General features: G+C 45.0%; 14 protein-coding genes and 4 tRNA genes. 15 read left to right on the top strand and 3 right to left on the bottom strand.

Annotated elements, in window-relative coordinates; all coding sequences use genetic code 11:
• Window positions 1-922 precede the first annotated feature (922 nt).
• Together pssA and L0991_23305 are read right to left on the bottom strand one after the other, a co-directional pair.
• Window positions 923-2,263 (bottom strand): CDP-diacylglycerol--serine O-phosphatidyltransferase, encoded by a 1,341-nt coding sequence (gene pssA, locus L0991_23310; protein XGB65704.1) that lies wholly within the window; start codon window positions 2,261-2,263, stop codon window positions 923-925.
• Window positions 2,264-2,354: 91 nt separating this feature from the next.
• Entirely contained in the window at window positions 2,355-2,786 is a 432-nt protein-coding gene (locus L0991_23305) for a GNAT family N-acetyltransferase (protein ID XGB65703.1), read from the bottom strand.
• Window positions 2,787-2,852: 66 nt separating this feature from the next.
• On the opposite strand from L0991_23305, the gene murB reads away from it, so the two are divergent.
• Window positions 2,853-3,899: a UDP-N-acetylmuramate dehydrogenase gene (gene murB, locus L0991_23300; protein XGB65702.1), complete on the top strand. Its 1,047-nt coding sequence runs from the start codon at window positions 2,853-2,855 to the stop codon at window positions 3,897-3,899.
• Window positions 3,896-4,861 (top strand): bifunctional biotin--[acetyl-CoA-carboxylase] ligase/biotin operon repressor BirA, encoded by a 966-nt coding sequence (gene birA, locus L0991_23295; protein XGB65701.1) that lies wholly within the window; start codon window positions 3,896-3,898, stop codon window positions 4,859-4,861. The genes murB and birA overlap by 4 nt, the downstream gene beginning before the upstream one ends.
• A gap of 7 nt (window positions 4,862-4,868) precedes the next feature.
• Here birA and coaA read toward each other — a convergent pair whose 3' ends face one another.
• Complete coding sequence (gene coaA, locus L0991_23290; GenBank protein XGB65700.1) at window positions 4,869-5,792, bottom strand: type I pantothenate kinase; 924 nt, start codon at window positions 5,790-5,792, stop codon at window positions 4,869-4,871.
• Window positions 5,793-6,002: 210 nt separating this feature from the next.
• Here coaA and L0991_23285 point away from each other — a divergent pair.
• The 13 genes from L0991_23285 (at window position 6,003) to rpoC (ending at window position 19,921) form a co-directional block, all read left to right on the top strand.
• Window positions 6,003-6,078, top strand: a tRNA-Thr gene (locus L0991_23285).
• Between the two features lie 45 nt (window positions 6,079-6,123).
• Window positions 6,124-6,208: transfer RNA gene (locus L0991_23280), tRNA-Tyr, on the top strand.
• Between the two features lie 39 nt (window positions 6,209-6,247).
• Window positions 6,248-6,322: transfer RNA gene (locus L0991_23275), tRNA-Gly, on the top strand.
• A 13-nt stretch (window positions 6,323-6,335) separates the two neighbouring features.
• Window positions 6,336-6,411, top strand: a tRNA-Thr gene (locus tag L0991_23270).
• Between the two features lie 95 nt (window positions 6,412-6,506).
• On the top strand, window positions 6,507-7,691 hold the full coding sequence (tuf, locus tag L0991_23265; GenBank protein ID XGB65699.1) for an elongation factor Tu: 1,185 nt from the start codon (window positions 6,507-6,509) through the stop codon (window positions 7,689-7,691).
• 223 nt (window positions 7,692-7,914) lie between these two features.
• Window positions 7,915-8,292 carry a preprotein translocase subunit SecE gene (gene secE, locus L0991_23260; protein ID XGB65698.1) on the top strand — a complete coding sequence of 126 codons (378 nt, stop codon included), beginning with the start codon at window positions 7,915-7,917 and terminating at the stop codon, window positions 8,290-8,292.
• Window positions 8,293-8,305: 13 nt separating this feature from the next.
• Window positions 8,306-8,854 (top strand): transcription termination/antitermination protein NusG, encoded by a 549-nt coding sequence (gene nusG / locus L0991_23255; protein ID XGB65697.1) that lies wholly within the window; start codon window positions 8,306-8,308, stop codon window positions 8,852-8,854.
• A 212-nt stretch (window positions 8,855-9,066) separates the two neighbouring features.
• Window positions 9,067-9,495 carry a 50S ribosomal protein L11 gene (rplK, locus tag L0991_23250; GenBank protein XGB65696.1) on the top strand — a complete coding sequence of 143 codons (429 nt, stop codon included), beginning with the start codon at window positions 9,067-9,069 and terminating at the stop codon, window positions 9,493-9,495.
• Window positions 9,496-9,499: 4 nt separating this feature from the next.
• Window positions 9,500-10,204 (top strand): 50S ribosomal protein L1, encoded by a 705-nt coding sequence (gene rplA, locus L0991_23245; GenBank protein XGB65695.1) that lies wholly within the window; start codon window positions 9,500-9,502, stop codon window positions 10,202-10,204.
• 238 nt (window positions 10,205-10,442) lie between these two features.
• Window positions 10,443-10,937, top strand: coding sequence for a 50S ribosomal protein L10 (rplJ, locus tag L0991_23240; protein XGB65694.1), 495 nt, complete (start codon window positions 10,443-10,445; stop codon window positions 10,935-10,937).
• Window positions 10,938-10,994: 57 nt separating this feature from the next.
• The gene (gene rplL, locus L0991_23235) at window positions 10,995-11,363 is read left to right on the top strand and encodes a 50S ribosomal protein L7/L12 (protein XGB65693.1); all 369 of its coding nucleotides are present in this window, start codon (window positions 10,995-10,997) and stop codon (window positions 11,361-11,363) included.
• A gap of 234 nt (window positions 11,364-11,597) precedes the next feature.
• Complete coding sequence (rpoB, locus tag L0991_23230) at window positions 11,598-15,626, top strand: DNA-directed RNA polymerase subunit beta (protein ID XGB65692.1); 4,029 nt, start codon at window positions 11,598-11,600, stop codon at window positions 15,624-15,626.
• Window positions 15,627-15,718: 92 nt separating this feature from the next.
• Entirely contained in the window at window positions 15,719-19,921 is a 4,203-nt protein-coding gene (gene rpoC / locus L0991_23225; protein ID XGB65691.1) for a DNA-directed RNA polymerase subunit beta', read from the top strand.
• Window positions 19,922-20,004 lie beyond the last annotated feature (83 nt).

Genomic DNA, 20,004 nt, shown 5'->3' with positions numbered 1-20,004 from the left:
TAGAAAAGCCCTGCCAGAAATAGCAGGGCTTTTTTACATCTATCAAAAACGTATGTGGTATCAGGCTATATTCAGTAATTGATTGGTGAATAGGTAGAATGACAACCCAACTACATCATACCTTTTAGAAAGCCTAGTCTTACGACTAGGCTTTCGTCGTTTCTAGGCTATGAGCTTTTGCTCTTCGACTAACAAATCCCAGCCATTTCAACTTAAGTTATCTCAGACTTATAATCGGTATCGGTATCGGTATCGGTATCGGTATCGGTATCGGTATTTGTCCCATAACCCCTCTTGTTTAAACGTAGGCTTCTTTGATTAGTGCATGGATAGAACTACTTTGCTGCTTATTAGGGTGCTTAGCCTACGACTTGGCTCTAATCAGTTTTAGATTAAGTTCATTACTATTACTGAGGATTATCTGGGTTAGTCCGCCATATTAAACCGATGAGCCTATACGCCTATTCGTGTTAGGAATGCATAGGTTTCAGCTTACGATGTTTGGTCTTGCAGGTTCTAGCTCCAAGCTTATCGGTCATCTGTTACTTGGTGTATGCGGTAGTACAACGTTAGTTTCTGCCTGATGGCCCAGTAACACGACACCTTGATGCTTTCCTACCAAAGCTGATGTGTAACCTATGCTTTCTGCTGGTACTCAGTGGAACTGAATACCTCAATTACATATGTGAGTACTGATTGAGTTAGTAGTTGCTCACTATGTTTGAGAGTACTTACAGAGAAGCGATTTATGGTAAAGGTTGCTGTCCATAGTTCTGCTCTGACCGAGTACGACTATAGCTCTTCTGTCCCCAACTGTTGTTTCCTTCTTGGGCTGAAGGTAGAGAGACCTATCGGGTACTTACAAATACAAAAACGCCTAGCGTTTGCTAGGCGTTGGTAAATCATGTCTTGTGTATATTCACTAGAGTATCTGTTTAAGTACTCTGTCAGCTTTCACTCGCGTGATCTTGCGAATCAGCTTTTGAACTTCTTCTGGATAGCTATCTACTTTGTCTAACTGCTTATAAGTACAAATAAGTTGAGTGTGTTGAAGAATATTATCTACTTCAGCTTGGAACTTGTCAGTTAGGTGGTGATAGTTATCTTGGATAAAGATTCCGTTCTCTAGGTCTAATTTCCAAGCTCTTGGGTTTAGGTTATTACCGGTAAGTAGCATGTAGCGTTTATCGACCCAAATACCTTTCAGGTGGAAGCTGTTAGAGTCGTGTCGCCAAAGTTGAATAGATAGATTGCGGCTTGCAATATGTGCTTCATTGGCCTTAGCAAAGCGACGTAAGTTCAGTTCATAAAGGTATGGTAAGCCACCAATCGTTTTAAACTCTTCTTCTGGAGAGATGAAGAAATCATTAGCCGTTTTGTCACCAACAACAATGCTGACCTTTACACCACGCTTAAGCGCCTTCTTAACTTCTTTAGCTAGGCTAGGAGGGAAGTTAAAGTAAGGAGTACAAATGAAGATCTCGTCTTTAGCCTGAGCGACCAGTTGGTTGATGCCTTGGTTAAGACGATTACGTCGTTTGCCAATGCCTACTAACGGCGTTACGGCTACTTGCTCTGGTGAAACTTCCTGACCATCAAATTGGTACTGAGATCTGGCTAGAGATGCACGAAACTGGCGGATCGCTGGCTTTAGTTCTTTAGTTGCTGGCTTATTCTTGTCTGCTAAGTCGTAAACAGCGCTGTCAGAGATCATTTGCTCATGAACGTAGGCAAACATTGAGTCTGCCAGTGCTGCGTTGTTTAAAACATGGTATCGGTCAAAGCGGTAACGGTCGTGATAGTTCAGGTAGATGTTGTTAAGGCTTGCACCACTGTAGATCACGCTGTCATCAACGATAAAGCCCTTTAAGTGCAACACACCGAAGACTTCTTTACCGCGAACAGGAATGCCATAGACAGGAACTGGATGCTGATACTTTTCAGCAAACTCTTTGTACATGGCTGCATTGCCTTCAGAAGACTCTGCACCAATCAATCCGCGTTGAGCTCTGTGCCAATCAACACAAACGCTTACATCAAGATCTGGATTCTTTTGTTTTGCTTCATATAAGGCAGTTAGGATCTCACGGCCAGCCTCATCATCTTCAAGATATAAAGCGACTAAGCTAATGCGGGTCGTTGCACGAGATATCTCGTCAAGAAGGCGAGTTCGAAACTCTTGCGCTGATAGTAGTACTTCAAACTTGTCAGGATTCTGCGCTATGGTTGGCAACTGTATGAATGGATTCCTACTGGCAATCATATTGACTGTTTTACCTTAAAAATATGCAAAATTGCGAACCTTTAATTTTACCAAAGGCACAGCCCCAAATACTAGAAAATCGAGGCATTCTCTAACAATTTTGCTGATATTGCATAGGAATGAGATCTTTCCCGCTATTTGAATAACGCTCATATAAACCCCGTAAGGCGTTCGGTAGCTGTTTCGGATCGATCTGCACAAATCGGTGTCGACCGTAAAAGCTCGTGAGGTGGGCATAGGCAAAGCAGTAATCGTTCTCTGTGAGTGTATGCTTTGCACAATACTCCATTAGCTGAGAACCTAACTGTTTACCGCGATGTTGCTTTGAGATTGCCATACCTGTCAGTAAGCGCGAGTCTTCTATAGTACGGAAACGGACGACGCCACAAAGTTCGTCATCAAGTAAGAGTGAATAAATTAGCTCACTTTTATTGGCTTTCCCTGTTGGGTAATGCTCTTTATAGAAGCGTTTAACAAGGGGAACCTTTACTGGGTCTAATTGAGTAATGATGACATTGTTCATTCAGTCACTGCGCCACTGGTTTATCTGCTGTAGAATGAACGCAGTGTAAGTTAATTGAATATCGCCATGCAATTCCATCTCAATGCTAGTTTAAAAAACGTTCATACCTTTTCTATTGATCAAACCTGTGATGCTTTAGTTGAAGTGACCACGATTGAAGAGTTGATCTCGGTTTATCAGAACCCTAAATGGCAGTCTACGCCTAAGCTGATGTTAGGAAAGGGCAGCAACATGCTTTTTACTGAGCATTTTGCAGGCCTTGTCATTATCAATAAGCTGTCTGGTATTACCTTAACGGAGTCGGATAGCCATCACTTGCTTCATGTTAATGGTGGTGAGGATTGGCCAAGCTTAGTTAAGTGGACCGTTGATCAAGGGCTTGGTGGTTTAGAAAACTTAGCAATGATTCCAGGTTGTTCCGGATCGGCTCCAATTCAAAACATCGGTGCTTATGGTGTCGAGTTACAGGATGTGTGTGAATACGTCGATATTCTTTGTCTGGATACTTATACAGTTAAGCGATTAAGCAGAGAGGAGTGTCTCTTTGGTTACCGAGATTCGATTTTTAAACACGCCCTTTACGGCAAAGCTATTGTGGTTGCGATTGGCTTAACTTTACCGAAAACATGGCAGCCATGTAATCACTATGGCCCCTTGAAAAGTCTGTCTGAAGAGACACTTTCTCCTCAAACGATATTTGGTGAAGTATGCGCAATTCGCTCGAGCAAATTGCCAGACCCTACCGTTCAAGGTAATGCTGGCAGCTTCTTCAAAAACCCGGTGATCAGCAAAGATCACTTTGATCGCTTGCAGGCAGAATATCCGACTATTGTTGGTTACGCGAGTAACGATATGATCAAAGTCGCTGCTGGCTGGCTGATCGATCAATGTCAGTTTAAAGGCGTTAATCAAGGTGGTGCTCAGGTTCACCCAAATCAAGCACTTGTGATCATCAACTATGATGAGGCGACGGCAGTGGATGTGCTTAAGCTAGCAGACCGAGTTCGTCAAGCCGTATTAGACAGGTTCGATATTCGCCTTGAACATGAGGTTCGTTTTATGGGACGTGATGGTGAGACAAATCTTGATAAGGCTTTGGAGGCGTTAGTATGAGAGAGCACAGCACCAAGCTAGCACTTTTAAAATGCCTTGCTGATGGTGAATTTCATTCTGGCGAAGACCTCGGTGAAGTGATTGGCGTATCTCGAGCCGCTATAAGCAAGCACATCAAGGGTATTCAAGAGTGGGGTTTGGATATCTACCGTGTGCAGGGTAAAGGCTACAAGCTAGCGAACCGATTAGACATGCTGGATCATGAGCGACTATCTGCTGCCAATAGCAACGCCTCTCTTGAGCTTATCCCTATTATAGGTTCAACCAACCAACACTTATTGGAGCGCGCCAATGAGCTAGAATCTGGCTCGGTTTGTGTTGCTGAATACCAAGCCTCTGGTCGCGGTCGTCGTGGCAGGGAGTGGGTGTCACCATTTGGAGCCAACCTATACCTTTCTATGTACTGGAGACTTGACGCTGGGATGGCAGCTGCGATGGGTCTAAGTCTTGTTGTTGGCGTTGCGGTTGTTGAGGCTCTGGAAGAGATGGGCGTTGAAGGCGTGAAGCTCAAATGGCCTAATGACCTTTACCATAACGATAAGAAACTTGCGGGTATCTTAGTTGAGCTGTCTGGGCAATCTGGCGGTGCTGCTCATATTGTCATTGGGTTAGGGCTTAATCTTTCAATGGATCCTTCAACTTCTGGTATTGGTCAACCATGGACCTCACTTAAAGAAGTGTGTGATGGTCAGGTACCTGATCGTAATCAGCTTGCACAATCCCTGATTAACGCTTGGGATAAAGCACTGGTTGATTATGAAATGAAAGGGATGTCGAACTTTGTTGAGCGTTGGAATCGCTTGGATAATTTCTTAGGTCGCAATGTGAAGCTGATTATTGGACCTAGAGAAATTGAAGGGGTCGTACAAGGTATTGATGAGCAGGGTGCTGTATTACTCAAAACTGAGAATGGTATCGAAAGTTATATCGGCGGTGAAATCTCACTTAGGAAGGGTAGTTAAGACCTTCCTATTTTCTTAGTAATACTTCTTCAACCATGTGATCTGCACCTTTTCGTAGGATTAGGTGCGCTCGCTCTCTGGTTGGAAGGATGTTCTTCTCTAGGTTCAACCCATTGATTGAACTCCAGATCCCTTCTGCTTTATCCAATGCCGCTTGGTTCGATAATTTAGTGTAATGACTAAAGTAAGAGCCTGGCTTGGTAAATGCCCCTTCTCTAAACTTCATAAAGCGGTTGATGTACCACTCTTTGATTTGCTGGCTGTCTGCATCCACATAGAGTGAAAAGTCCAGGAAGTCAGAAATGAACACACGGTGTGGCTCGTGTGGGTAGTTCATTCCACTCTGCAATACGTTTAGGCCCTCAATGATCAACACGTCAGGTAGGTCAACACACTTAACATCATCAGTAATGTTGTAGGTTAGATGCGAGTAAACTGGCGCTGTGACGTTTCTTTTGCACGCTTTAACGTCTGAGACAAAATTAACTAGACGCTTAATATCGTAAGACTCAGGGAAGCCTTTCTTACTCATCAAGCCTTTCTCTTCCAATACTTCATTTGGATATAAGAAACCGTCGGTGGTGACTAGCTCTACTTTCGGGTGGTTTTCCCAACGAGAGAGTAGTGCCTTAAGTAGACGCGCAGTTGTGCTTTTTCCCACTGCAACACTACCAGCAATACCAATAATGAATGGTGGCGCTTTCTCTTTTTTATCAAGGAATTGATGAAGCACTGAATTACGATTTTGTCTGGCTGCCACATAGAGGTTCAATAGACGAGAAAGCGGCAGGTAGATCTCTACAGCTTCTTCCATGGTGAGCTTTTCATTGATGCCTTGAAGCTCTTTTAAGTCGCTTTCAGAAAGTGTCATCGGAACTAAATTCCTTAGTTCAGACCAGTGTGTACGGTCAAATGACATGAATGGGCTCATACAAAACTCTATAGTGGATAACAAAACAAGTGCATGGAAAATACATCAAGCGATAGATAAATAAAATATCTTCCTGTACTAGATGCGGGTTAAAGACGGAAACCTTGAGCTAAATAGCCGTATGTCGGAGTTTGGGCAGAGAATTTTGCACTTTTTTTCAATTTACTATTGCAAGGTGGAAAATCATTCAATAAAATGCGCCCCACTTGTGCCGACTTAGCTCAGTAGGTAGAGCAACTGACTTGTAATCAGTAGGTCACCAGTTCGATTCCGGTAGTCGGCACCACTTTCTCCCTTCCTTTGAGGCAAGCGAGAGAAAGCTCAAAAATTTGGAGAGGTTCCCGAGTGGCCAAAGGGAGCAGACTGTAAATCTGTTGGCACTGCCTTCGATGGTTCGAATCCGTCCCTCTCCACCATATTCTAAAGGTTAAATAGCTCAAACAGAGTTACGTGTTGCGTGCATCGTATAATGGCTATTACCTCAGCCTTCCAAGCTGATGATGCGGGTTCGATTCCCGCTGCACGCTCCAACTCATTTTGTGTGCTGATATAGCTCAGTCGGTAGAGCGCACCCTTGGTAAGGGTGAGGTCCCCAGTTCGACTCTGGGTATTAGCACCAGTCTAAAGCTTCTTCTCCTTTAATAAAGAAAACCATTTTTTTTGGTTGCGTGGTCTTATTTTAAGCCACCTAATCCGTACCTAGAGGGACACCCCATGTCTAAAGAAAAATTTGAACGTACGAAACCGCACGTAAACGTTGGTACTATCGGCCACGTTGACCACGGTAAAACAACTCTAACTGCTGCTATCTGTACTACACTTGCAAAAGTGTACGGTGGTGTTGCTAAAGATTTCGCATCTATCGATAACGCTCCAGAAGAGCGTGAGCGCGGTATCACAATCGCTACTTCTCACGTTGAGTACGACACTCCATCACGTCACTACGCACACGTAGACTGCCCAGGACACGCGGATTATGTTAAAAACATGATCACTGGTGCTGCGCAAATGGACGGTGGTATCCTAGTTGTTGCTGCGACTGACGGCCCAATGCCTCAAACTCGTGAGCACATCCTACTTGGTCGTCAAGTTGGTATCCCTTACATCATCGTATTCATGAACAAATGTGACATGGTTGATGACGAAGAGCTACTTGAGCTAGTAGAAATGGAAGTTCGTGAACTTCTTTCTGAGTACGACTTCCCAGGTGATGACCTACCAGTTATCCAAGGTTCTGCACTTGGCGCACTAAACGGCGAGAAGCAGTGGGAAGACAAGATCGTTGAGCTTGCAGAAGCACTAGATTCTTACATCCCTGAGCCAGAGCGTGCAGTTGACCAACCGTTCCTACTACCAATCGAAGACGTATTCTCGATCCAAGGTCGTGGTACTGTTGTAACTGGTCGTATCGAGCGTGGTATCCTACGTGTAGGTGACGAAGTAGAAATCGTTGGTATCAAAGAGACTACTCTTACTACTTGTACTGGTGTTGAAATGTTCCGTAAGCTGCTTGACGAAGGTCGTGCAGGTGAGAACGTTGGTGCACTACTACGTGGTACTAAGCGTGACGAAGTTGAACGTGGCCAAGTACTATCTGCTAAAGGTTCTATCAACCCACACACTAAGTTCGAGTCTGAAGTATACGTACTTTCTAAAGACGAAGGCGGCCGTCACACTCCTTTCTTCAAAGGTTACCGTCCACAGTTCTACTTCCGTACAACTGACGTAACAGGCGACATCACTCTACCAGAAGGCGTAGAAATGGTAATGCCAGGTGACAACGTTCAAATGACTGTTGAGCTAATCGCTCCAATCGCAATGGACGAAGGTCTACGTTTCGCAATCCGCGAAGGTGGCCGTACAGTTGGTGCTGGTGTTGTAGCTAAAATCTTTGCATAAGATTTGACGAACCACTAGTAAAAAGGGCATCATTTGATGCCCTTTTTCTGCGCTAAAAAAAGAGTTGAGCGAATTGGCATCAATTTCAGCTCTTAGTAAAGAATTAAACAGTCTTTTTGACTAAAATGACTGTTAGATGTGTTGTTCTGCAACGCAAAGGAATGTGCCCTGCAACAGCGGGGTTATTGTCGTCTATATTTAAGACTTATCACAGGTTGGTTTTATGAAAGCAAACGCTGAAACTCCTGATAGCTCAAGTGCAGCAGATACAATGAAGTGGGTAGTCGCTTTTGTACTGTTAGCCGCTGCTGTTGTGGGTAATTACCTGTATGGTGAATTGTCTGTTGTAATTCGCGCTGCAGGTGTAGTTGTGCTGATTGCTGCCGCACTAGGCGTTGCAGCAACAACAACTAAAGGTAAAGCTGCGATCGATTTTGCAAAAGAATCTCGTATGGAGATTCGTAAAGTGGTTTGGCCTACTCGCCAAGAAACTATGCAAACTACATTGATCGTTTTAGCTGTATGTATTGTTATGTCTCTAGTGCTTTGGGGAATTGACGGCATTATGGTCCGTTTAGTTTCTCTAGCGACTGGGGTGTAGAGGGTTCTGATTCATGAGTGAAGCTCCAAAAAAACGTTGGTATGTAGTTCAAGCCTTTTCTGGTTTTGAAGGTCGTGTTGCACAATCGCTACGCGAGCATATTAAAATGCACAACATGGAAGAACTATTTGGCGATGTGCTAGTACCTACTGAAGAAGTAGTGGAAATGCGTGCTGGGCAACGTCGTAAAAGTGAACGTAAATTCTTCCCTGGCTACGTATTAGTTCAAATGATCATGAATGATGAATCATGGCACTTAGTACGCAGCATTCCGCGTGTTATGGGCTTCATTGGTGGTACCTCTGATCGTCCAGCACCAATCACTGATAAAGAAGCTGATGCTATCTTGAACCGTCTAGAGAAAGCGAGCGAAGCTCCACGTCCTAAGACGATGTTCGAAGCAGGTGAAGTGGTTCGTGTTAACGATGGTCCATTTGCTGACTTCAACGGTACTGTTGAAGAAGTAGATTACGAGAAGAGCCGCATTAAGGTATCTGTATCGATCTTTGGTCGTGCAACACCGGTTGAGCTTGAATTTGGTCAGGTTGAAAAACTGGACTAAGACTCGATTAGTTGAACTAAGTTGTGGATAACTTATTAGCAACTTGTTCAAAATAAAAGAGTATAAAAAATCACCTTTTTAGGGTTGTTTAAGGCGCGAATTATGATTATAATTTCGCGCCTTTTTGCTTCTATGGAAGTAAAAAGCGTTAATTGAATTTATGGGGAGCTTGCCTTACGGCTAGCGCATGTACCCAAATATTAGGAAATATCATGGCTAAGAAAGTTGAAGCTTATATCAAACTGCAAGTTGCAGCTGGTATGGCAAACCCGTCGCCACCGGTTGGTCCTGCTCTAGGTCAACACGGTGTTAACATCATGGAATTCTGTAAAGCGTTCAACGCAAAAACAGAATCTGTTGAGAAAGGTCTACCGACTCCAGTAGTTATTACTGTATACAACGACCGTTCTTTCACGTTCGTAACTAAGACTCCACCTGCTGCTGTTCTTCTTAAGAAAGCTGCTGGCGTTAAGTCTGGTTCTGGTCGTCCAAACACTGAAAAAGTGGGTACTGTAACTGACGCTCAAATCCAAGAAATCGCAGAAACTAAAGCTGCTGATATGACTGGTGCTGACATCGAAGCAATGAAGCGTTCAATCGCTGGTACTGCTCGTTCAATGGGCCTAGTGGTAGAGGGTTAATAAGATGGCAAAACTTACTAAGCGTATGCGCGTAATCCGCGACAAAGTTGACGCGACTAAAGAATACGAAATCAACGAAGCTGTTGCTCTTCTTAAAGAACTAGCTACTGCTAAATTCGTTGAGTCTGTAGACGTTGCTGTTAACCTAGGCATCGATGCTCGTAAATCTGACCAAAACGTACGTGGCGCAACTGTGCTACCTCACGGTACTGGCCGTGAAATCCGCGTTGCTGTGTTCACTCAAGGTGCAAACGCAGAAGCAGCTAAAGAAGCTGGCGCAGATGTTGTTGGTATGGAAGATCTTGCTGAGCAAGTGAAGAAAGGCGAAATGAACTTCGACGTTGTTGTTGCTTCTCCAGATGCAATGCGTGTTGTTGGTCAACTAGGTACTATCCTAGGTCCACGCGGCCTTATGCCAAACCCTAAAGTTGGTACTGTAACTCCTAACGTTGCTGAAGCTGTTAAGAACGCTAAAGCTGGTCAGGTTCGTTACCGTAACGACAAGAACGGCATCATCCACACTACTATCGGCAAAGCATCTTTCGAAGCTAACCAGCTTCAAGAGAACCTAGAAGCTCTTCTAGTTGCTCTTAAGAAAGCTAAGCCTTCTTCAGCGAAAGGTACTTTCCTGAAGAAAGTAAGCATCTCTACTACTATGGGTGCTGGTGTTGCTGTTGATCAGGCTAGCCTGAACACTCAAGCAAACTAATTTGCTTAGGCGCAGATTTAGTGTATACTTCTGCGCCTAATATTTGTGGTTGGGTGATTTGAAGCAATTCAAATTATCTATCCCAAGACCGTAGGCGCTGTACTTTTCGGAGTTACAGCTTAATAAAACCTACGTAGGCGGTGCCTAATTTAAATGAAGTGATTCATATTTATTAGCATCGTAAACGCTCATTACACACTGTAATGGGTGCTGTAATCACAACCAGAGGTTAATCCAAATGGCTTTAAATCTTCAAGACAAAAAAGCAATTGTTGCTGAAGTCAACGAAGCAGCTAATGGTGCACTTTCTGCAGTTGTAGCTGATTCTCGTGGCGTTGAAGTTGGCGCAATGACTTCTCTACGTAAACAAGCTCGCGAAGCGGGTGTTTACATGAAAGTTGTTCGTAACACACTAGCACGCCGTGCGGTTCAGGGTACAGACTACGAGTGTCTAACTGACACTTTCACTGGTCCAACTCTGATCGCGTTCTCTAACGAGCACCCAGGTGCTGCAGCGCGTCTTTTCAAAGACTTCGCTAAAGAGAACAAAGATTTCGAGATCAAAGCTGCTGCATTTGAAGGCGCAGTTACTGATGCTGAAGTACTAGCGACACTACCAACTTACGACGAAGCTATCGCACGCCTAATGATGTGCATGAAAGAAGCTTCTGCTGGCAAGCTGGTTCGTACTATCGCTGCACTACGTGACCAAAAAGAAGAAGCAGCGGCTTAAGCCTTGCTTTTCACTGGTTGCAAATTAAACTTATTGTTGACTTAAAAGAGAATTGTTATGTCTATTACTAACGAGCAAATCCTAGACGCAGTTGCAGAAATGTCTGTAATGCAAGTTGTTGAGCTTATCGAAGCTATGGAAGAGAAATTCGGCGTATCAGCTGCTGCTGCAGTTGTAGCTGGTGGCGCTGCTGGCGGCGACGCTGCTGCTGAGCAAACTGAATTCGACGTTATCCTAACTTCTGCTGGTTCTAACAAAGTACAAGTTATCAAAGCTGTACGTGGCGCAACTGGCCTAGGTCTTAAAGAAGCTAAAGGTCTTGTAGACTCAGCTCCAGCACCTCTAAAAGAAGGCGTTGACAAAGCTGAAGCTGAAGCTCTTAAAGCACAGCTAGAAGAAGCTGGCGCTTCTGTTGAAGTTAAGTAATTATTACTTAATTTCTTAGCCGCAAGGCTAATGGCTGGTGGTTATTTAACCACCGGCCTTTTTGCGCTGTAGGGCTATGACGAATTTTCCGCTGTTTAAGCGTCATAACCCGAGCAAAAAAACAGTCATGTTTTCGATATGATTGTTCACTACATTAAACAGCTGTTAGTCACTACCCCCTCCGAGGAGTGTTTTGGGTAGTTTGGGTCACTTATCAGCGAGCTGAGGAACCCCATGGTTTACTCTTATACCGAGAAAAAGCGCATCCGTAAGGACTTTGGTACTCGTCCACAAGTTTTGGACATTCCATACCTGTTATCGATCCAGCTTGATTCTTTCGATAAATTCATCGAACAGGATCCAGAAGGTCAATACGGTCTTGAGGCTGCTTTTCGTTCTGTATTCCCAATTCAGAGCTACAACGGCAATTCTGAGCTGCAATACGTTAGCTACCGTCTTGGTGAGCCAGTTTTTGATGTTAAAGAATGTCAAATCCGTGGTGTAACTTACTCAAAGCCACTACGCGTTAAGCTACGTCTAGTTATCTTTGATCGAGATGCGCCAGCAGGTACTGTAAAAGACATTAAAGAACAAGAAGTCTACATGGGCGAAATTCCGCTTATGACAGACAATGGTACTTTCGTAATTAATGGTACCGAGAGGGTTATCGTATCCCAGCTGCACCGAAGCCCAGGCGTGTTCTTCGACAGTGATAAGGGTAAGACCCACTCATCTGGTAAAGTTCTTTATAACGCACGTGTAATTCCTTACCGTGGCTCATGGTTAGACTTTGAGTTCGATCCTAAGGATAACTTATTCGTACGTATCGACCGTCGTCGTAAGCTACCAGCTTCAATCATCCTTCGTGCACTAGGTAAGTCAACTGAAGAGATCCTAGATCTGTTCTTCGACAAGGTGAACTTCGAAGTGAAAGACCAAACTCTTCTTATGGAGTTGGTTCCTGATCGTCTACGTGGTGAAACTGCGTCATTCGACATCGAAGCAAACGGTAAAGTTTACGTTGAGACTGGTCGTCGTGTTACTGCTCGCCACATCCGTCAACTTGAGAAAGATGGCGTTGAGCACATCGAAGTACCTGTAGAGTACATCGTTGGTAAAGTTGCATCTAAAGATTACATCAACGAAGCAACTGGCGAGATCATCGTTGGCGCGAACCAAGAGATCAGCCTAGAGGCACTTGCTAACCTATCTCAAGCAGGTCACAAAGCTCTAGAAGTACTGTTCACGAATGACCTAGACCATGGTCCATTCATGTCAGACACTCTACGTGCAGATAGCACAGTAGATCGCATCTCTGCATTGGTAGAAATCTACCGCATGATGCGTCCTGGCGAGCCACCAACGAAAGAAGCTGCAGAGTCTCTATTCGAAAGCCTATTCTTCTCAGAAGAACGCTACGACCTATCAACTGTAGGCCGTATGAAGTTCAACAGCTCTATCGAGCGTGAAGAAGAAGAAGAGCGCGGTACTCTGGATGAATCAGACATCATCGAAGTGATGAAGAAACTGATCGGCATCCGTAACGGTAAAGGCGAAGTGGACGATATCGACCACCTTGGCAACCGTCGTATCCGTTCTGTAGGTGAAATGGCAGAAAACCAATTCCGTGTTGGTCTAGTTCGTGTAGAACGTGCCGTTAAAGAGCGTCTAAGCCTTGGTGACCTTGATGCAATCATGCCTCAAGACCTAATCAACGCTAAGCCTATCTCTGCTGCAGTTAAAGAATTCTTTGGCTCTTCACAGCTTTCACAGTTCATGGACCAAAACAACCCATTGTCAGAAGTTACGCACAAGCGTCGTATCTCTGCTTTAGGTCCTGGTGGTCTTACTCGTGAGCGCGCAGGCTTCGAAGTACGTGACGTTCACGTAACTCACTACGGTCGTCTATGTCCGATCGAAACGCCTGAAGGTCCAAACATCGGTCTAATTAACTCACTATCTGCATTTGCACGTTGTAACGATTACGGTTTCCTAGAAACTCCGTACCGTCGTGTAGTAGATGGCGTAGTAACAGACGAAGTTGATTACCTGTCTGCAATCCAAGAAGGTCAATTTGTAATCGCGCAGGCGAACACCGTTCTTACTGAAGACGGTACGTTCGCAGATGAGCTAATCACTGCTCGTCAAAAAGGTGAATCTGGTCTTCACCCACGCGACCACGTTGACTACATGGACGTTGCGACAAACCAAGTAGTATCTATCGCTGCATCGCTTATCCCGTTCCTAGAACACGATGATGCGAACCGTGCATTGATGGGTGCGAACATGCAACGTCAAGCGGTACCAACACTTAAGGCTGACAAGCCTCTAGTAGGTACTGGTATTGAACGTAACATCGCAGTTGACTCTGGTGTTACAGCGGTTGCTAAACGTGGCGGTATGATTCAGTCTGTGGACGCTTCTCGTATCGTAGTTAAGGTTAACGAAGATGAGCTAGTACCTGGCGAAGCTGGTATCGACATCTACAACCTAACTAAGTACACGCGTTCAAACCAGAACACATGTATCAACCAACGTCCTACCGTGCTTCCAGGTGAACCTGTATCACGTGGTGACGTACTAGCTGACGGTCCTTCAACAGACCTTGGTGAGCTAGCACTTGGTCAAAACATGCGTATCGCGTTCATGCCTTGGAACGGTTACAACTTCGAAGACTCGATCTTAGTATCTGAGCGCGTAGTTCAAGAAGACCGTTTCACGACTATCCACATCCAAGAACTATCTTGTGTGGCTCGTGATACTAAGCTGGGCTCTGAAGAGATCACAGCTGATATTCCAAACGTAGGTGAGTCTGCTCTGTCTAAACTAGACGAGTCAGGTATCGTTTACATTGGTGCTGAAGTTAAGGGTGGCGACATCCTAGTTGGTAAAGTAACACCTAAAGGTGAAACTCAACTGACTCCTGAAGAGAAGCTACTACGTGCAATCTTCGGTGAGAAAGCATCTGATGTTAAAGATACTTCTCTACGTGTACCAAACTCTGTTTCGGGTACTATCATCGATGTACAAGTCTTCACTCGCGATGGCGTAGAGAAAGACAAGCGTGCACTTGAAATCGAACAGATGCAGCTTAAAGAAGCTAAGAAAGACCTAACTGAAGAGTTCCAAATTCTTGAGGGCGGCCTTCTTAACCGTGTTAAAGCTGTACTTCTGTCTGGTGGTTACTCTGAAGCTAAGCTTGATACGATCGGTCGTAAGCAATGGCTAGAGCAAGTTCTAGAAGACGATGCGCTACAAACACAGCTTGAGCAACTTGCTGAGCAGTGGGATGAGCTAAAAGCAGACTTCGATAAGAAGTTTGAAACTAAGCGTCGTAAGATCACTCAAGGTGATGATCTAGCGCCTGGCGTTCTTAAGATTGTTAAAGTTTACCTAGCGGTTAAACGTCGTATCCAGCCTGGTGATAAGATGGCGGGTCGTCACGGTAACAAAGGTGTAATCTCTAAGATTAACCCTGTTGAAGACATGCCATACGATGAGAAAGGTCAGCCTGTAGACATCGTACTTAACCCACTGGGTGTACCATCGCGTATGAACATCGGTCAGATCCTAGAAGTACACTTAGGTCTGGCAGCGAAAGGTATCGGTGACAAGATCAACCAAATGGTTAAGGAACAGCAAGAACTTCATAAGTTCCGTGAGTTCCTACAGAAGGTTTATGATCTTGGTGATACTCGTCAGAAAGTTGATATTGCTGAACTGTCTGATGATCAAGTTCGTACACTGATCAAGAACCTACGTGGCGGTCTACCGATTGCTACTCCTGTGTTCGATGGTGCTTCTGAAACGTTAATCAAAGAACTACTTAAACTGGGTGATCTGCCAGAATCTGGTCAGCTTAAACTGTTTGATGGTCGTACTGGTGACTCGTTTGAGCGTCCTGTAACTGTAGGTTACATGTACATGCTGAAACTGAACCACCTTGTTGATGACAAGATGCACGCTCGTTCTACTGGTTCGTACAGCCTAGTAACTCAGCAACCACTTGGTGGTAAAGCTCAGTTCGGTGGTCAGCGTTTCGGTGAGATGGAAGTATGGGCACTAGAAGCATACGGTGCTGCTTACACGCTTCAAGAAATGCTAACAGTTAAGTCGGATGACGTTAACGGCCGTACTAAGATGTACAAGAACATCGTAGATGGCAACCACAGCATGGAACCTGGCATGCCAGAGTCGTTCAACGTACTGTTGAAAGAGATTCGCTCGCTAGGTATCAACATCGAGCTAGAAGACGAAGAGTAATCCCTTCTTTCTTTCTAGAGAAAAGAGATTATTTGGTTGAAGGTGCTCACTTTTGCGGGTGAGCCCCTTTTAACTCCTTACAGGAGCTGATTGTGAAAGACTTATTAAACTTTCTAAAAGCGCAGCATAAGACCGAAGAATTTGATGCAATCAAAATCGGTCTATCTTCACCAGACATGATCCGTTCATGGTCTTTCGGTGAAGTTAAAAAACCTGAAACGATCAACTATCGTACGTTCAAACCTGAACGCGATGGTCTGTTCTGTGCGCGTATTTTTGGTCCAGTTAAAGACTACGAATGTCTTTGTGGTAAATACAAGCGTCTGAAACACCGTGGTGTTATCTGTGAGAAGTGTGGCGTAGAAGTTACACAAACTAAAGTTCGTCGTGACCGTATGGGCCACATCGAGCTTGCTTCACCAGTTGCTCACATCTGGTTCCTAAAATCGCTACCGTCTCGTATCGGTCTACTAATGGATATCCCTCTACGTGATATCGAACGTGTTCTTTACTTCGAAATGTACGTAGTAACTGAACCAGGTATGACTGATCTAGAAAAATCTCAGATGCTTACTGAAGAAGAGTATCTGGATCGTCTAGAAGAGTGGGGTGATGAATTCACTGCTAAGATGGGTGCAGAAGCGATCAAAGATCTGCTTGCAACAATGGACCTTCATCAAGAAGTGGAAGAAATGCGCGAAGAGTTGGAAACAACTAACTCTGAAACTAAGCGTAAGAAGATCACTAAGCGCCTGAAGCTAGTTGAAGCGTTCATTGCATCGGGTAACGATCCGCAATGGATGATTCTGACTGTACTTCCGGTTCTTCCGCCAGATCTACGTCCTCTAGTTCCTCTAGATGGCGGTCGTTTTGCGACTTCAGATCTGAACGACCTTTACCGTCGTGTGATCAACCGTAACAACCGTTTGAAGCGTCTTCTAGAGCTAGCTGCTCCGGACATCATCGTACGTAACGAAAAGCGTATGCTGCAAGAGTCTGTTGATGCACTTCTAGATAACGGTCGTCGTGGTCGTGCAATCACAGGTTCGAACAAGCGTCCTCTGAAATCTCTTGCTGATATGATCAAGGGTAAGCAAGGTCGTTTCCGTCAGAACCTTCTAGGTAAACGTGTAGACTACTCTGGCCGTTCTGTAATCACAGTAGGTCCATACCTTCGTCTACATCAGTGTGGTCTTCCTAAGAAGATGGCACTTGAGCTATTTAAGCCGTTCATCTACAGCAAGCTAGAGACTCGTGGCATGGCTACGACAATCAAAGCTGCTAAGAAGATGGTAGAGCGCGAAGAAGCTATCGTTTGGGATATCCTAGACGAAGTAATCCGCGAACACCCAGTACTACTTAACCGTGCACCTACACTTCACCGTCTAGGTATCCAAGCGTTTGAACCAGTACTAATCGAAGGTAAAGCGATTCAGCTTCACCCACTAGTGTGTGCGGCATACAACGCCGACTTCGATGGTGACCAAATGGCGGTACACGTGCCTCTAACTCTAGAAGCACAGCTTGAAGCACGTACTCTGATGATGTCGACAAACAACATTCTGTCGCCAGCGTCAGGTGATCCGATCATCGTACCTTCTCAGGACGTTGTATTGGGTCTTTACTACATGACTCGTGAAAAGATCAACGTGAAAGGCGAAGGTATGTACCTTGCTGGCCCTGAAGAGGCTGAGAAGGCATACCGTACTAAGACTGCTGAGCTACACGCTCGCGTTAAAGTTCGTATCACTGAGACCGTAGTAGACGAAGATGGTAACAGCACTACTGAAACGAAGCTGGTTGATACAACGGTTGGCCGTGCAATGCTATGGCAAATCGTTCCAGCTGGCCTACCGTACAGCATCGTTAACCAAAAGCTAGGTAAGAAGCAAATTTCTACCCTGCTTAACGAAGCGTACCGTAAGCTTGGTCTTAAGGACACAGTAGTATTCGCTGACCAAATCATGTACGCAGGTTTTGCATACGCTGCACTTTCAGGTGTTTCTGTAGGTATCGACGATATGGTTGTACCTCAAGCGAAATACGATGAAATTGAATCTGCTGAAGAAGAAGTTCGCGAAATCCAAGAGCAATTCCAATCTGGTCTTGTTACAGCGGGTGAGCGTTACAACAAAGTTATCGATATCTGGGCATCTACGAATGACCGCGTTGCGAAAGCGATGATGGATAACCTATCTTCTGAAACAGTTATCAACCGTGACGGCGAAGAAGAACAGCAAGAATCGTTCAACAGCATCTACATGATGGCCGACTCAGGCGCACGTGGTTCTGCAGCTCAGATTCGTCAGCTAGCAGGTATGCGTGGTCTGATGGCGCGTCCAGATGGTTCAATCATCGAAACGCCGATCACAGCGAACTTTAAAGAAGGTCTAAACGTCCTTCAGTACTTTATCTCAACGCACGGTGCTCGTAAGGGTCTTGCGGATACAGCACTGAAAACAGCGAACTCGGGTTACCTAACTCGTCGTCTAGTAGACGTTGCTCAAGACGTTGTAGTTCACGAACATGACTGTGGCACGCACGAAGGTATCGACATGATGCCTCACATCGAAGGTGGTGACGTTAAAGTTGCACTTTCTGAGCTTGCTCTAGGTCGTGTAGTAGCTGAAGACGTTCTTAAGCCTGGTACTGAAGATGTACTGATTCCACGTAATACTCTGATTGATGAGAAGTGGTGTCAGATCATGGAAGACAACTCTGTAGATAGCATGAAAGTGCGTTCTGTTGTTACCTGTGATGCAGACTTCGGTTGTTGTGCACAGTGTTACGGTCGTGACCTAGCACGTGGTCACCTAGTGAACCAAGGTGAAGCAGTTGGTGTTATCGCTGCACAATCTATCGGTGAACCGGGTACACAGCTAACGATGCGTACGTTCCACATCGGTGGTGCGGCATCTACTGCAGCAGCAGAGAACAGCATCCAAGCTAAGACAACTGGTACTGTGAAACTTCACAACGCTAAGTTCGTAATCAACAAAGATAAGAAGCTGGTTATCACCTCTCGTGCATCTGAGATGACGATTGTTGATGAGTTCGGTCGTACTAAAGAGAAGCACAAACTTCCTTACGGTTCTGTACTGAGCAAAGCGGACAACGACGCAGTAGAAGCTGGCGAAGTTGTTGCTAACTGGGAAGCGCACACTATGCCAATCATCACTGAAGTGGCAGGTCGCATCCAGTTCGTTGATATGATCGATGGCGTAACTGTTTCTCGTCAAACGGATGATCTAACTGGTCTTTCTTCTTCTGAAGTTACAGACGCAGCGGCTCGTCCAGCAGCAGGTAAAGATATGCGTCCAGCTATCAAACTTGTTGACGAGCAAGGTAACGATGTAATGATCCCTGGTACTGAAATGCCAGCTCACTACTTCCTACCTGGTAAAGCGATTGTAAACATCGAAGATGGCGCTGAAGTTGGCATTGGTGACACACTATCTCGTATCCCTCAGAAATCTGGCGGTAACAAAGATATCACCGGTGGTCTACCACGCGTAGCAGACCTATTCGAAGCTCGTAAGCCTAAAGAGCCTGCGATCCTTGCTGAGCACACAGGTACTGTGTCTTTCGGTAAAGAAACGAAAGGTAAGCGTCGTCTAGTAATCACTCGTGAAGGTGGTGACACTTACGAAGAGATGATTCCTAAGCATCGTCAATTGAACGTGTTCGAAGGTGAGAAGATTGAACGTGGTGATGTAATCGCCGACGGTCCTGAAACTCCACACGATATCCTGCGTCTACGTGGTATCCACGCAGTAACTCAGTACATCGCGAACGAAGTTCAAGAAGTTTACCGCTTACAAGGTGTTAAGATTAACGATAAGCACATTGAGACTATCGTTCGTCAAATGCTACGTAAGTGTACAATCACACACTCTGGTGACTCTCAGTTCCTACCTGGCGAACAAGTTGAGTACCACAATGTGAAGATTGCTAACCGTAAGCTAGAAGCTGAAGGTAAAGAACTAGTACGTTTCGAACGTGATCTACTAGGTATTACTAAAGCATCTCTTGCAACTGAGTCATTCATCTCAGCTGCATCGTTCCAAGAAACGACTCGCGTACTAACAGAAGCTGCGGTTTCTGGTAAGCGTGATGACCTTCGCGGTCTGAAAGAGAACGTAATTGTTGGTCGTCTGATCCCAGCTGGTACTGGTTTCGCATACCACCAAGAGCGTCAAGCTAAGCGTGAAGAAGAGCAGGAAGGTCCATCAGCTGAACAAGCTACTGACAACCTAGCAGCACTTCTAAATGCAGGTTTCTCTTCAGAAGAGTAATCTCTAAGAGATAACAAAAAGGCACCTTCGGGTGCCTTTTTTGTATCTGGCGTTTGGGTTATTGGTATGTGGATTCGTGCGTG

It is taken from the genome of Vibrio chagasii (assembly GCA_041879415.1).
Lineage (GTDB): Bacteria > Pseudomonadota > Gammaproteobacteria > Enterobacterales > Vibrionaceae > Vibrio.
Note: the sequence above shows the minus strand (reverse complement) of the source record. Positions and strands in the feature narration are given on the sequence as shown.